The organism is Bradyrhizobium yuanmingense (assembly GCF_029167105.1).
GTDB lineage: Bacteria > Pseudomonadota > Alphaproteobacteria > Rhizobiales > Xanthobacteraceae > Bradyrhizobium > Bradyrhizobium yuanmingense_A.
Genome location: NZ_JARFML010000002.1, coordinates 247,038 through 260,961, shown reverse-complemented (window position 1 = coordinate 260,961; position 13,924 = coordinate 247,038). Strand labels below are relative to the sequence as shown.

Genomic DNA, 13,924 nt, shown 5'->3' with positions numbered 1-13,924 from the left:
GTAGCCAAGTGCTTGGTGGAACTTCCGAAAAATCGGCGACGGCGCTCTGCCGCCCTCGCAGCGCTCAGGGCCTGATCACCGTCAGTTTGAACGGCCCTCCGTTGGCCGCGGCATGCGCCACGGCTTCGTTGGCGTGGTCGAGGTCGAAGGCGGTGGTCTCGTACGCGTCGAGCCGCAGCAATCCGGCGCGGACCAGCGCGATCAGGCGGGTCGCCGCATCCGGCGGATACATCCAGACGCCGTGGATGTTGATGCAGTTGCGCATGATCCAGGGGTAGGGCAGCTCGAGGCCCGGCCCGCCCGCCATGCCGACGCCACCCATCAGCACGACGCGTCCGTAGGCGCGCACCGTCATGACGGCGGCCCGCACCACAATCGGGCTCACCGATGGCGGCATGATGTCGAACACGCAGTCGATCGGCCCAGGCGCGGCGCGCTTCATCGCTTCGCGGTCGTCGTCCTCATGGCCGGTGAGCCTGACCGGCTTCACGCGGCCGCCAAAGCGGCGGACAAGGTCGGAGAGGATCTTCTCGTTGCGGCCCGGCGCGACCACGCAGGCTGCACCCATCGCCAGCGCGACAGAGACGGCGGCGCTGCCGAAATTGCCGGTGGCGCCGCTCACCAGCACGGTCTCGCCCGGGCGAAGGTTTGCCGCGAGGAAGCCGCCATAGGGCACCAGCAGCGTGCCCAGCGCGCACCATTGCGTTGCCTGCTCGGACGTGATCGGGCCGAGGGGTTTGACGTTCTCGGTCGGCACCCGCATCCGCTCGGCGAAAGAGCCGTGGCGAAAGTGCCGTTGCAGGCGCATGCCGCCGGGCCCCGCGGCGGTCAGGCCCTGCAGGGCGATGTCAGGCGCCACGGCATCATCGCGCGAGCGCACCGTCGGATCGCAGAACACCCAGTCGCCGACGGCAAGCTTGGTCGCGTCCGGGCCGATCGCGCGCACGCGGCCGATGCCGCCCGGGCCCGGGACGATCGGCAGGTCGAGCGCATAATTGCGCGTCCCGTCGAAGACCTCGTTCATGTAGGACAGCACGCGCGTCGCGACGACGTCGACGATGACCTCGCCGGTGCCGAGCACCGGTTCGGGGACAGCCTCGATCGCCAGCGGCGAGCCGAAGGATTTGAGCACGGCAGCTTTCATGATGTTCACCTCGAAGTCGGGTGAGGTCGGTATGCGCCGCCTTGGCCGGAGGCAGGAAGGCCTGGTATTATCCTAGTATTCTATAGGCCCTCCATCGCAGGGACATCCGTCATGGCCGATCCACGCCGCGTCGAATTCGGGGACTTCCTGAGGTCTCGTCGCGAAAAGCTGTCGCCGAAGGCGGTCGGGCTTCCGGCGGGCAGGCGCCGGCGCACCGCGGGGCTGCGCCGCGAGGAGGTCGCGCAGCTCGCCGGCATCGGCGTCGACTGGTACATCCGCCTCGAACAGGGCCGCACGGTGAGCCCGTCCGTCACCACCGTGGATGCCCTGGCCCGGGCGCTCCGTCTCAGCAAGGCCGAGCATGCACACCTCAGGGCGCTGGCGCGCGACCGCGCAAGAAGCCCGTTCACCCGCGAGATCGTGCCGCCGCCCATTCGTCGGATGATCGAGAGCCTGCACCAGCCGGCCTACATCACCGGCCGGCGCTGGGACGTGCTGGCCTGGAACGATGCGGCTGAGGAGGTCTTCGGCTTCGGGCGCTTGCCGGAGCAGGATCGCAACACGCTGCTCCTGATGATGACCAACAAGCAGACACGAAAATCCTACGGCGCCGGCTGGGCGGACGTTGCCAAGGCGATGGTGGCGATGTTTCGCGCCACCCACGATGTCTGGGCCGGCGATCCCGCCTTCGTGGAGCTGCTGACACGACTGCGCGAGGGCAGTCCGGAATTCGTCGAATGGTGGGAGGCGCACGACATCCGCAGCACCATCTCGGGCCGCAAGACCATGAACCATCCGACCAAGGGCGTGCTGCACTTCGAACACACCAGTTTCCAGGCCAACGACGATCCCGCGCTGAAGCTCGTGATCTATACGCCGGTCTAAACCCGCTTTGGGGGAGCACGCCTCCCGCCGTATTACGCCGAGCAGGACCGCGAGGTGCTGCCTCGCGCCGGGAACCTAAGGCTCCCCCTTCGGTTACTGTTTCATCGGTGTGCAGGTGGAGCGAGGGACGTGTTCGGGGTTGACCGATGACGACAGCGACCGGGGGACCCTCGGCCGACCGCAACGCCGTCTTAGCCGCCCTCGGCGACCATATTCGGGAGATCGGTGACCCCGACGATCTCGCCTATTCGGCGGCGGAGCTGCTGGGCCGCAGCCTCAATGTCAGCCGGGCAGGTTACGGCACCGTCGATACCTCTGCCGAGACCATCACCATCGCACGCGACTGGAACGCTCCGGGGATCTCGAGCCTGGCCGGCGTGCTGCGCTTTCGCGACTATGGCAGCTATATCGAAGACTTGAAGCGGGGTGAGACGGTCGTCTGCGCCGACGCTGAAAAGGACCCTCGCGTCGGCGACCGCGCCCGAGCTCTCGAGGCGATCTCGGCCCGCGCATTGGTCAACATGCCGATCTCCGAGCCCGATGGGGTCGTGGCGCTGCTCTACCTCAACAATGCCACGCCGCGTGAATGGAGCCCGGCGGAGCTGGAGCTCATCCGCGAGGTTGCCGAACGCACCCGCACCGCCGTCGAACGTCGCCGTGCCGAGAGCGCGGTGCGCGAGAACGAAGCGCGGCTGCTCTTCCTGGACGCTCTCAACAAGGAAACGGCCAAGACGCGCGATGCCGACGGCGTCATGGCAGTGACGACGAAAATGGTCGGCGAGTATCTCGGCGTCTCAAACTGCGCCTATGCCGACATGGATCCGGATCAGGACGGCTTCACCATCCGCGGGGATTGGGCGGCCCCCGGTGCGATGCACATAGTGGGGCACTACAGCCTTGCCGACTTCGGCGAGAAGGCGGTGCGAGAGCTGGGCGCCGGGCGGCCCCTCATCATCAACGACAATCTGAAGGAGATCGCCCCCGAGGAAGCCGCCACTTTCCAGCGCATCGGGATCGGTTCGACGATCTGCATGCCCTTGGTGAAGGAAGGGCGCCTGACCGCCTTGATGGCGATTCATCACCGCGGCCCGCATCTGTGGACGCCGCGCGAACTTGCCTTGCTCACCGAGGTAACGGAGCGATCGTGGGCCCACATCGAGCGCGTCCGATCGGAGCAGGCGGCGCGCGACGCCGCCGAGCGACTGGTCCTCGCCAACAAGGCTGCCGGAATCGGCACCTGGGACTACGATCCGGTCAACGACATTCTTCGATGGGATGGCCGCTGCAAGGAGGTGTTCGGTCTCTCATGGGATGCCGAGGTCAGCTATGAGGGCTCATTCCTGAAGGGCATCCATCCCGATGACAGGCAGCGCGCCCATCAGGCCGTCTCGAGCGCGTTACAGCCCAATTCTCCAGGAAGCTACAACATCGAATACCGGACCGTCGGCATCGAGGATGGCGTCGAGCGCTGGATCGCCGCAACGGGTCACACGATCTTTTCCAACGGCCAGGCCACCCGCTTTATCGGGACCGTGCTGGATATCTCCGCGCAAAAGAAGACTGAACGTCATCTGAGGATACTCAACGACACGGGAGCATCGGTTGCCCGCGAACGCGATCTCGACAGGATCGTCCAGATCGTGACGGATGCCGGCGTCGAGCTGACGGGCGCGCAGTTCGGAGCCTTCTTCTACAACGTCCTGGCCGCGGACGGCGGCAGCTACATGCTGTATTCGCTGTCCGGCGTGCCGCGATCCGCCTTCGAAAACTTCCCGATGCCGCGCGCCACCGCCGTGTTCGAGCCGACCTTCAAGGGCACGGGCGTGGTGAGGTCGGATGACATCCTGCAAGACCCGCGCTATGGCAAGAATGCGCCGCGGAAAGGCATGCCCGAGGGCCATCTCCCGGTCCGGTCATACCTTGCGGTCCCCGTGATCTCGCGCAGCGGCGAGGTGCTCGGTGGGCTTTTCTTCGGTCATGCGGAGGTCGGTCGATTCCACGAGGAGCACGAGGCCGCATTGCTCGGCATCGCCGGCCACGCCGCGACCGCGATCGACAATGCCCGGCTGCTGACCAGGCTCGAAGTGCTCAATGCCGAGCTGGAGCAACGTGTCGCCGACGAGATCGCCGAGCGCATGAAGGCCGAGGAGCAATTGCGGCAATCGCAGAAGATGGAAGCCGTCGGGCAATTGACCGGAGGGATCGCCCACGACTTCAACAATATGCTGGCCGTCATCCTCGGCAGCTTGAATCTCGCCAAGCGGCGGCTCGGCAAGGGCGAGCTCAACATTGACCGCTTCCTCGATAGCGCCACGGACGGCGCGAATCGTGCCGCCACCTTGACGCAAAGATTGCTGGCGTTCTCGCGGCAGCAGCCTCTTGCGCCCGAGGTCGTGGACATCAACAAGATGGTCGGTGAGATGAGTGAGCTGCTCGAGCGCTCGCTCGGCGAGCTCGTCCGTCTCGAGACGGTGCTGGCGGCTGGCCTATGGCGCGTCAAGGCAGACCCTGCCCAGCTCGAGAGCGCTCTCGTCAATCTTGCTGTCAATGCGCGCGATGCCATGCCGAAGGGTGGCAGGCTGACGATCGAAACCGCCAACGCCTCGATAGATCGAAAATTCGCCCGCGAATACGCGCTGCAGGCCGGGCAGTACGTGCTCATTGCGGTGACAGACAACGGCATGGGCATTGCGCCCGACGTGCTTGGAAAGGTCTTCGATCCGTTCTTCACGACCAAGGTCGTCGGCAAGGGGACTGGACTTGGCCTCAGCCAGGTCTACGGCTTCGTGCGGCAGTCGGGCGGCCATGTCAAAATCTATTCGGAGGTGGATGTCGGTACGACCGTGAAGATCTATCTTCCATGCTTCGCGGGCCAGGAGCCTGTCTCAACTCCGTCGCACGGCGTGCCGCATCCCGGTGCAAGTCTGCAGAGCGAGACCATCCTCGTCGTCGAGGACGATGAGCGGGTCCGCGGCATCTCCTCCGAAAGCCTGCGCGAGCTCGGCTATACCGTGGTCGAGGCCGCGAGCGCGAGGGAGGCGATCGGCAAAATCGAAGGCGGTTTCGTTCCGGATCTGCTGTTCACCGACGTCGTCATGCCCGACATGACCGGTGCCGAACTCGCAGCCGAGCTGTCGAGACGATACCCGGATCTGAAAGTGCTGTTCACCACCGGCTACACGCGCAACGCGATCGTCCACAATGGCGTGCTCGATGCCGGCAAGCATTTGCTGTCCAAGCCCTTTGCGATCGAAGACCTGGCCGCCAAGGTCCGCTCCCTGCTCGACGAGGGGTGAATGAATGTTTGCTGCGTTGAATCGCCCCCGGGGCAATGTCCGACGTCATTTCAAGGCGAAGGAGCGGGCCGAGGGTTTGTGCTGACGGTCAGTTGGGGGGCGGGCGTCCACGGGCTCTCGGGCCAATGAGCTGCCTGCCAGGGAGCGGCTTGCCCAGGCGTCGCCGGCCAGGAGCTTGTCGGGCCCGGCGTCGGCAATGCGCAGGATGCCTTGAGCCGAGCCCATTGTGACGGCAGGCCCGCCAGGTCGAGCTCGAATGTCATGATGTTCGTCTTGTCGTCCGCGATCGGCGTGGTTTCGCGGACATGCACGGAGCGGGAGGCCAGTATCGCCTTGACCATGTCGGGGTCGATGTTGCTGCGCCAGACCTCGTGCTTGCCGGTCCGCAGCGGAGATCCTCCGGCCGTCTTCTCCTTGTCGGCATCCGCCGTGATCAGGATCGTGCTCTTGCCGGTGGCCGTTTCGTCGACCTCGGCCGCAAATGTCAGCGGTGCGCCCTTGCTGCTTTCGCAAGACAGGCGCAGCTCCATCGTTCGGAACGTGGAGGCGTTCTCCTTCTTGGCGGTCGCGATCTTGCGGACAAACGGCCGGGCCTCTTTCTCCAGGGTCCAGTTCGTTTCGGCGAGCGGTCGCGTGTCGATGCCGAAACCGTACAGCTCGGATCGCGTCAACACGTGCAGGCTTTCGAACTTCACCGTCCGGATGAGGGAATCCAGCTCGCGACTAATTCCCATCGCTGCGATGAACGCCGCGCGATCGCGATCGGCCGCCAAGAGCCGGCGGCGCCTGTATTCCGCGACTGCCGCCGGATCGGGCCGCCCGTCGAAGGCGAGCACCAGCCTGGAATTATGGACCGCCATTGCGGCGTCGGGGGCGACCTCGCGCGACGTCGCCCCGAGAAACAGGTATCCGCAGGCCGAGTTGCACATGGCACGGGCCGTGGTGAGTTCGGCCTCGACCTCACTGCTTGCGTTCTTGAGCTTCAGGCAGGCGGCGTCCACCTGCGTGCCCGCGGCGCAAGCGGTCGCGATCGTCCGGCCAACCCTGGCAACCGCCTTGCGGCTGCGCAGCAACCGCGCGATCGCGTAAGACTGCTCGACGTTGCCGCCTGGCGAATGGAGATAGATCGGACGCTGCAGGTCCTTGACGGCGGCCAGGAAGCGGCGAATGCGCAGCGCAGCCTCCCGATCGATCTCGCCCTCGATGGCGATCCAGCGATCGCAGCCCGGGCCGCATGCGTCGGCTGGTCCCTTGGCGAGATAGATCGTCAGCCTGGAGGCGAAGCCGGCTTTCTCGGCCGGCATTGCTTCGGCACGCAAAGTGCCGGGAAGCAGGAGCGAGGCGAGCAGCAGGATACGGGCGAGCATGGAAGGATCGACTGCGCGAAGGAAGGCCTGACGGGACGCTATACGATGACTGGCGCGGTCACAACTTGCGCTCGCCTTGCGCATTTGCTCGGACAGGCGGCCGGCAATCCTGCGTCCGAGAACGTTCCGGTTCTGGCGGCGGGGCCCGGGCGGCGACGCGCATGCAGATCGGTTCGCTCAGATCAAAGGTTCGCGCACGAAGCTCCGCTTGTCGGGAGAACGCCGGTGGGGCGAGCATGAGCGAGGCGCGGTGCTCTCAGTGCGGCAGCAGAAGGGATGATCGTTCGAACGCGCGCGGGCGAGCTTGCGAGTGATGCCAGGATGAATGTGATGAAAGCGAGCGAAAGTATGGCGACAATGGGATGAAGAGCGCGACCGCGCATTTGCGATTCTCAATCACGCTAATGTGCGCGCGGCAACGTTGCGCGCGCGTGCAATCGATCTCGCCTCGTCGACATTGAAATTGCTGAAAGCCCTTGTTTCAAAGAGTTTCCATGCACGTGACGATTAACATTCGTTAATGAGCAAAATCCTTTCGATCGCACTGTGGCGTCGCGGTTACAGCAATTCCGTCGATCGCTGTTATGACCAACGCCACGGCCCGGGGGCCTCTGAAGAAACTGGAACGGGAATCAAATGAAGAAGAAGTTGTTGCTCGCCGCTGTCAGCCTTGTCGCGCTCAGCGCGGCTGCGCCGGCGCTGGCTGCCGATCTCGCGGCGCGGCCTTACACCAAGGCTCCGCCGGCGGCGATCGCCGCCGTTTACGACTGGAGCGGCTTCTACATCGGCGTCAACGGCGGCGGCGGTTCCGCCGACACCTCGTGGGATCTTGTCGGCTTCGGCTCCGAAGGTTCGCACAATTCGACCGGCGGCACGGTCGGTGGTCAGCTCGGCTACCGCTGGCAGACCGGCCAGTTCGTGTTCGGCGTCGAAGGCCAGGGCAACTGGGCCGACTTCTCGGGTGACAACATCAGCGGCATCACCGGGCTCCGCAACCGCACGCGTGTCGACGCGTTCGGTCTGATCACGGGTCAGGTCGGCTATGCCTGGAACAACGTCCTAGTCTACGCGAAGGGCGGCGCCGCCGTCGTCAGCAACAAGTACGACGTCTACAGCACCGTGACCGGTGCGAACCTCGACCGGGCCGACGAGACCCGCTGGGGCGCGACGGTTGGTGCAGGCCTGGAGTACGGTTTCGCGCCGAACTGGACGGTCGGTGTCGAGTACAACCACATCTTCCTCGGCGACCACAACGTCACCTTTGCCAGCGGCGCTGTCGAACGCATCGACCAGGACGTCGACATCGGTCTCGTCCGCCTGAACTACAAGTTCGGCGGCCCGATGCTCGGCCGTTACTGATCCTTATCGCTCCCACTGGAGCGGTCGTCGAAAGCCCCGGCCTTGGCCGGGGCTTTTTTATTACGTGAATTCAGCGAGTTAACCATTATGCTGTGAGGTCACCCGCTGCGCTTGACTCCCGAGAACAGAAAGAGAACAATGTTCTTCATACGTTCTAATGAAGGAGCGAGACATGTTCAGGGTTTTCGTCGAAGAGGCTGCCGCATTGGCGTCCATCACGCTGTTCGTCGGGATGATCGCGATTTGGGCCCAGGTCATTCCGCAGCTCTAGGCCGGCTTCCTCTGACCTCTTGGGGAAAAGCGGGACGACGCGGCGAAGCGGCCGCTCCGGCGTGGACTCTGAAGCTGCGAGACCCCACCATTGAGAGGCGAGTCGGCCGCGAGTGCATGATGCCTTGAGGCGCCGGCGACCGCTTCATCTCATCTGCAAGAGGCCGACACGCGACCATGCCGAGCGCCGGATTTGTCCACCTTCACGTTCACTCGGCCTATTCGCTGCTCAAGGGTTCGATCAAGATCGCCAAGCTCGCCGAGCTTGCCAAGAAAGACCACCAGCCGGCGCTGGCGCTGACCGACACCGACAATCTGTTCGGCGCGCTGGAGTTCTCCGACAAGATGGCGGGCTCGGGCATCCAGCCGATCGTCGGCTGCGAGCTCGCCATCGATTTCGGCGATCAGGATCCCAACGCGCGCAACGCAATGGGACCCTCGCGCGTGGTGCTGCTCGCCGCACAGGAGCGCGGTTATCGCAGCCTGATGCGGCTGAACTCGCGCGCGTTCCTGGAATCGCCGGACAGCCATGCTCCGTTCATCAAGCTCGACTGGCTCGAGGGCGAGACCGAGGGCCTGATCGCGCTTACGGGCGGGCCGGACGGGCCGATCTCGCTGGCGCTCGCCGGCGGCATGGCCGAGCTCGCCGGGGCGCGATGCGAGCGTTTGGCTGCTCTGTTCGGCGACCGTCTCTACGTCGAATTGCAGCGCCATAACGCCGAGAAGGAGCGGCGCGTCGAAGGCGGCCTGATCGACATCGCCTACGCCAAGGGGCTGCCGCTGGTTGCGACCAACGAGCCGTATTTCGCGACCACCGACGATTACGAAGCTCATGATGCGCTGCTCTGCATCGCCGGCGGCCGGCTGATCGCCGAGACCGACCGTGTGCAGCTGACGCCGGATCATCGCTTCAAGACGCGCGCCGAGATGGCGGTGCTGTTCGCCGACATTCCGGAGGCGCTGGCCTCGACGGTGGAGATCGCCGAGCGCTGCTCGTTCCGGCCAATGACGCGCAAGCCCATCCTGCCGTTCTTCACCGTCGGCGCCGCGGCGAGCTCGGACGCCGCCGCGGTCGAGGCGGCCGAGCTGAAGCGGCAGGCGGAGGAGGGGCTCGCCAACCGTCTGCGCGTGCACGGCCTCTCTCAGGGCACGACGGAAGAAGACTATAACAAGCGCCTGGCGTTCGAGCTCGACGTCATCATGCGCATGAAGTACGCGGGCTACTTCCTGATCGTGTCCGACTTCATCAAATGGGCCAAGGCTCACGGCATTCCGGTCGGGCCGGGCCGCGGCTCCGGCGCAGGCTCGCTGGTGGCGTGGGCGCTCACGATCACCGACCTCGACCCGATCAGGTTCGGTCTGCTGTTCGAGCGCTTCCTCAATCCGGAACGCGTCTCGATGCCGGACTTCGACATCGACTTCTGCCAGGACCGCCGCGGCGAGGTGATCAGTTACGTGCAGCAGCGCTACGGCCGCGACCAGGTCGCGCAGATCATCACCTTCGGTACGCTGCAGGCGCGTGGCGTGCTGCGCGACGTCGGCCGCGTGCTGCAGATGCCCTATGGCCAGGTCGACAAGCTGACCAAGCTGGTGCCGCAGAATCCGGCGGCGCCGGTGACGCTGGCCGCCGCGATCGAGAGCGAGCCGAAGCTGCAGGCGTTCCGCGACGAGGATCCCGTGGTGGCGCGCGCCTTCGACATCGCCCAGCGTCTCGAAGGCCTGACCCGCCACGCCTCGACCCACGCGGCCGGCATCGTGATCGGCGATCGCCCCTTGAGCGAGCTCGTGCCACTCTACCGCGATCCCAAATCCGACATGCCGGTGACCCAGTTCAACATGAAATGGGTCGAGCCGGCGGGCCTCGTGAAGTTCGACTTCCTCGGCCTGAAGACGCTCACCGTGCTCGACGTCGCCTGCAAGCTGCTCAAGCCGCGCGGCATCGATGTCGATCTCGCCACGCTGCCGATCGACGATGCCGAGAGCTATCAGATGCTGGCGCGCGGCGACGTGGTCGGTGTGTTCCAGGTTGAAAGCCAGGGCATGCGGCGGGCGCTGATCGACATGCGCCCCGACCGTTTCGAGGACATCATCGCGCTGGTCGCGCTCTATCGGCCGGGCCCGATGGCCAACATCCCGACCTATTGCGCGCGCAAGCACGGCGACGAGGAGCCGGAATATCTGCACCCCGTGCTGGAGCCGATCCTGAAGGAGACCTTCGGCGTCATCATCTACCAGGAGCAGGTGATGCAGATCGCGCAGGTGATGTCGGGCTATTCGCTCGGCGACGCCGACCTGTTGCGCCGCGCCATGGGCAAGAAGATCCGCGCCGAGATGGACAAGCAGCGCGACATCTTCGTCGCGGGTGCGGTGAAGAACGGCGTGCCGAAGGGGCAGGCCGAGACCATCTTCGAGCTGCTCGCGAAGTTCGCCGACTACGGCTTCAACAAGAGTCACGCGGCGGCCTATGCGCTGGTGTCCTACCACACCGCCTACATGAAGGCGCATTATCCGGTGGAGTTCATCGCCGCGTCCATGACGCTCGATCTGAACAACACCGACAAGCTCTCCGAATTCCGCTCCGAGGCGCAGCGGCTCGGCATCAAGGTCGAGCCGCCGAACATCAACCGGTCGGGCGCGACCTTCGAGGTCGGCGAGAACACGATCTACTACGCGCTCGCCGCGCTCAAGGGCGTCGGCATCCAGGCGATCGAGCAGATCATTGCCGAGCGCACCCGGGGCGGCCTGTTCACTTCGCTCGCCGATTTCGCCGCGCGCGTCTCGCCGCGCGCGATCAACAAGCGCATCATCGAAAGTCTCGCCGCCGCCGGCGCCTTCGACACGCTGGAGCCGAACCGGGCGCGCGTGTTTGCCGGTGCGGACGCGATCCTCGCCGCCTGCCAGCGCGCGCATGAAGCTGCGACCATAGGCCAGAACGACATGTTCGGCATGTCGGCGGATGCGCCGACCATCATGCTGCCGCAGGTCGAGCCATGGCTGCCGGCCGAGCGGCTGCGCCGCGAATATGACGCGATCGGCTTCTTCCTGTCGGGACATCCGCTCGACGATTACGCGACCGTGCTGAAGCGGCTGCGGGTGCAGAGCTGGGCCGAGTTCTCGCGCGCGGTGAAGACCGGCGCCACCGCCGGCAAGGTCGCGGCGACCGTGGTCTCGCGCATGGAGCGGCGCACCAAGACCGGCAACAAGATGGGCATCATGGGGCTGTCCGATCCCACCGGCCATTTCGAGGCGGTGCTGTTCTCCGAAGGCCTTGCGCAATACCGCGACGTGCTGGAGCCGGGCGCGGCCGTGCTGCTGCAGTTGGGGGCCGAGCTCCAGGGCGAGGACGTCCGCGCTCGCGTGCTGCATGCCGAGCCGCTGGATGATGCCGCGGCGAAGACGCAGAAGGGGCTGCGCATCTTCCTGCGCGACACCAAGCCGCTGGACTCGATCGCCAAGCGTCTCGCCGGGCCCGAGATGGCGGCCGCCAACGGCGGCGCGCCGAAGGTCGGCGGCCCCGGCATCGCACCGCGCGGAAGCGGCGACGGCGAGGTCTCGCTGGTGCTGATGCTCGACCTCGAGACCGAGGTGGAGATGAAGCTGCCCGGCCGCTTCAAGGTCTCGCCGCAGATCGCCGGCGCGATCAAGGCGGTGGCAGGCGTTGTCGACGTGCAGCAGCTTTAGCGTCTCCGCCACGCGTTCCGGTTTTTGCAAAGTCGTCATACTGCATCGGTTGCAACCCTGCGCTGATTCCGACTAGCATGTCCCCGGGGAATGGAATGGGGCGTGTGATGCTGCGACAGGTTGCGTTGTCGTTGGCCGTTTGTGCCATGCTGATGGGGTGCGTCAGCAATCAGGTCGGAACGGACTTTGCGTCGGTGTCGAAAAAGGCTGGTCCTGCGCGCGCGGGGTACGCGCGTGTGGTGTTCCTGCAGGACAAGAGGAGCGGCCTGAGCATGGCTATTTGCGGCTGCGAGGTGAAGCTCGACGGTGCGCCGCTCGGAAAAATCGCGGCCGGGAAATATGCCTATGCCGACCGGCCCGCCGGACGTCACGACGTGCTGCTCACCGAGCCGATGTTTCCGGGCGAGACCAAGCGCGAGATCGTCATGGAGACAGGGCGGACGCATTTCTACCTGATCAAGAGCAGCCCCCGGCACGATGCGGCCATGGGCGGCGCCGTGCTCGGCGGTTTGGCCGGACTTGCGGTCGTGTCCGTCGCGACGGCGGGCGAGGCCAATCTCGGGCCGGGCGAGCTCGTCGCGCTGGATGAGGCAACCGCGCGGACGAAGCTCGCGGAGCTGGAAGCCGTCGAATAGGGCGCGCGGTACGACGATGTGCCTCTGATCGCGCCGGGCGCAGGGGGTGTGGACGTGCAGCAGCTCTGGAGCGCAATGAGATCTGGACCAATCATCGCCGTGATCTGGATCGTTGCTCGATCACGATCCGCGCGTGAATGCGTGCCGCATTCGTCGCGAAAAGCAAATTGTCGCAATTTTTTCGGATCACGCTTTGGCGGGCTGATCTCGAATGCATGCAGGCGGACGCATGTTCGTGCAATCATCGGGCGCGGAATGGCCGGCCTTTCGGCTTGCAGCATAGCGCGCGGTGCAGCAATCATCGGTTGCATCAACCAACATTTGTTATTTCTTCATATCGGCGCACCTATCTTCGCGACGCTTCATTCGTCCACTGACCCGAGGAGACGTCACATGTGCGACAAGTGTTCTGACACTCTGCATCACCAAGCTCTGCGCCAAGACATCGCGCCGTCGCGGCGATCTGCGATGCTGTTTGGCGCCGCCGCGTTCGGCATGGCCTTCGCCGGTGGAGCTTTCGCCAGTGGCGCCTTGGCCAAGGACGCCAAGCAGCCGCCGAAGCCGCAGAACGTGCTGTCGCCCGACGCGTCGCTGAAGCGGCTGATGGAGGGCAATGGGCGCTACGTCGCCGGCATGTCGCGACGTCACGATTTCAAGCACGAGCGCGAGGCGCTGGCCGGCGGTCAGAATCCGTTCGCGGCCGTGCTGAGCTGCGCCGACTCGCGCATCGCGCCGGAATATGCGTTCGACGCGGGGCGCGGCGATCTGTTCGTCTGTCGCGTCGCCGGAAATTTTGCCGGCGCCGAGACCATCGCAAGCATGGAATATGCGGTGGCGGTGCTGAACACGCCGCTGATCCTCGTGCTCGGTCATGATTCCTGCGGCGCGGTCGACGCGACGCTGAAGGCGATCAAGGACAATACGTCGCCGCCGGGGCACATTCCCTCGCTGGTCGATGCGATCGCGCCCGCCGCAAAGGCGGCGATGCAGCAGGGCGGGGACGTGCTCAACAAGGCGATCCGGCAGAACGTGGTCGACAACATCGCCAAGCTGAAGACGGCTGCGCCGATCCTCAATGCGGCCGCGGAGCAGGGCAAGCTGAAGGTCGTCGGCGGCATCTACCGGCTAACCACGGGCACGGTCGATCTGATCGCCCAGGGCTGAACGGGCCGAGGAGCCTTGTGCCGCAGTGCGGTCGCGAGGCTTGCGCAGGCCTGACGTGGAGGTTTGAGTTGGGCGGCGGCGCCATGCCGCCGCCTCAATCCGCGCTTCTCGTTCAAGTGCCAT

General features: G+C 65.4%; 8 protein-coding genes. 6 read left to right on the top strand and 2 right to left on the bottom strand.

The window, feature by feature from the left end:
• Window positions 1-64: 64 nt before the first annotated feature.
• The gene (locus P0R31_RS04000) at window positions 65-1,144 is read right to left on the bottom strand and encodes a zinc-binding alcohol dehydrogenase family protein (RefSeq protein WP_275512959.1); all 1,080 of its coding nucleotides are present in this window, start codon (window positions 1,142-1,144) and stop codon (window positions 65-67) included.
• 111 nt (window positions 1,145-1,255) lie between these two features.
• Between P0R31_RS04000 and P0R31_RS03995 the strand changes: the two genes are divergently transcribed.
• Together P0R31_RS03995 and P0R31_RS03990 are read left to right on the top strand one after the other, a co-directional pair.
• Entirely contained in the window at window positions 1,256-2,029 is a 774-nt protein-coding gene (locus tag P0R31_RS03995; RefSeq protein WP_275512958.1) for a helix-turn-helix transcriptional regulator, read from the top strand.
• Window positions 2,030-2,175: 146 nt separating this feature from the next.
• Window positions 2,176-5,325 carry a GAF domain-containing protein gene (locus P0R31_RS03990; protein ID WP_275512957.1) on the top strand — a complete coding sequence of 1,050 codons (3,150 nt, stop codon included), beginning with the start codon at window positions 2,176-2,178 and terminating at the stop codon, window positions 5,323-5,325.
• A 50-nt stretch (window positions 5,326-5,375) separates the two neighbouring features.
• Here P0R31_RS03990 and P0R31_RS03985 read toward each other — a convergent pair whose 3' ends face one another.
• Window positions 5,376-6,692, bottom strand: coding sequence for a hypothetical protein (locus P0R31_RS03985; protein ID WP_275512956.1), 1,317 nt, complete (start codon window positions 6,690-6,692; stop codon window positions 5,376-5,378).
• Window positions 6,693-7,328: 636 nt separating this feature from the next.
• Here P0R31_RS03985 and P0R31_RS03980 point away from each other — a divergent pair.
• From P0R31_RS03980 to P0R31_RS03965, 4 genes are all read left to right on the top strand, one after another.
• Window positions 7,329-8,051 (top strand): outer membrane protein, encoded by a 723-nt coding sequence (locus P0R31_RS03980; RefSeq protein ID WP_275512955.1) that lies wholly within the window; start codon window positions 7,329-7,331, stop codon window positions 8,049-8,051.
• Window positions 8,052-8,498: 447 nt separating this feature from the next.
• Window positions 8,499-12,002 (top strand): DNA polymerase III subunit alpha, encoded by a 3,504-nt coding sequence (gene dnaE / locus P0R31_RS03975; RefSeq protein WP_275512954.1) that lies wholly within the window; start codon window positions 8,499-8,501, stop codon window positions 12,000-12,002.
• A 107-nt stretch (window positions 12,003-12,109) separates the two neighbouring features.
• Window positions 12,110-12,637 (top strand): DUF2846 domain-containing protein, encoded by a 528-nt coding sequence (locus P0R31_RS03970; protein ID WP_275512953.1) that lies wholly within the window; start codon window positions 12,110-12,112, stop codon window positions 12,635-12,637.
• A gap of 393 nt (window positions 12,638-13,030) precedes the next feature.
• Window positions 13,031-13,801, top strand: a complete 771-nt coding sequence (locus P0R31_RS03965; RefSeq protein WP_275512952.1) for a carbonic anhydrase — start codon at window positions 13,031-13,033, stop codon at window positions 13,799-13,801.
• Window positions 13,802-13,924: the final 123 nt, after the last annotated feature.

Bases quoted from the DNA above. Each gene is read 5' to 3' on its own strand.
- P0R31_RS03985 (WP_275512956.1), bottom strand. From the start codon at position 6,692: ATGCTCGCCCGTATCCTGCTGCTCGCCTCGCTCCTGCTTCCCGGCACT.
- dnaE (WP_275512954.1), top strand. From the start codon at position 8,499: ATGCCGAGCGCCGGATTTGTCCACCTTCACGTTCACTCGGCCTATTCG.
- P0R31_RS03995 (WP_275512958.1), top strand. From the start codon at position 1,256: ATGGCCGATCCACGCCGCGTCGAATTCGGGGACTTCCTGAGGTCTCGT.
- P0R31_RS03980 (WP_275512955.1), top strand. From the start codon at position 7,329: ATGAAGAAGAAGTTGTTGCTCGCCGCTGTCAGCCTTGTCGCGCTCAGC.
- P0R31_RS03965 (WP_275512952.1), top strand. From the start codon at position 13,031: ATGTGCGACAAGTGTTCTGACACTCTGCATCACCAAGCTCTGCGCCAA.
- P0R31_RS04000 (WP_275512959.1), bottom strand. From the start codon at position 1,144: ATGAAAGCTGCCGTGCTCAAATCCTTCGGCTCGCCGCTGGCGATCGAG.
- P0R31_RS03970 (WP_275512953.1), top strand. From the start codon at position 12,110: ATGCTGCGACAGGTTGCGTTGTCGTTGGCCGTTTGTGCCATGCTGATG.
- P0R31_RS03990 (WP_275512957.1), top strand. From the start codon at position 2,176: ATGACGACAGCGACCGGGGGACCCTCGGCCGACCGCAACGCCGTCTTA.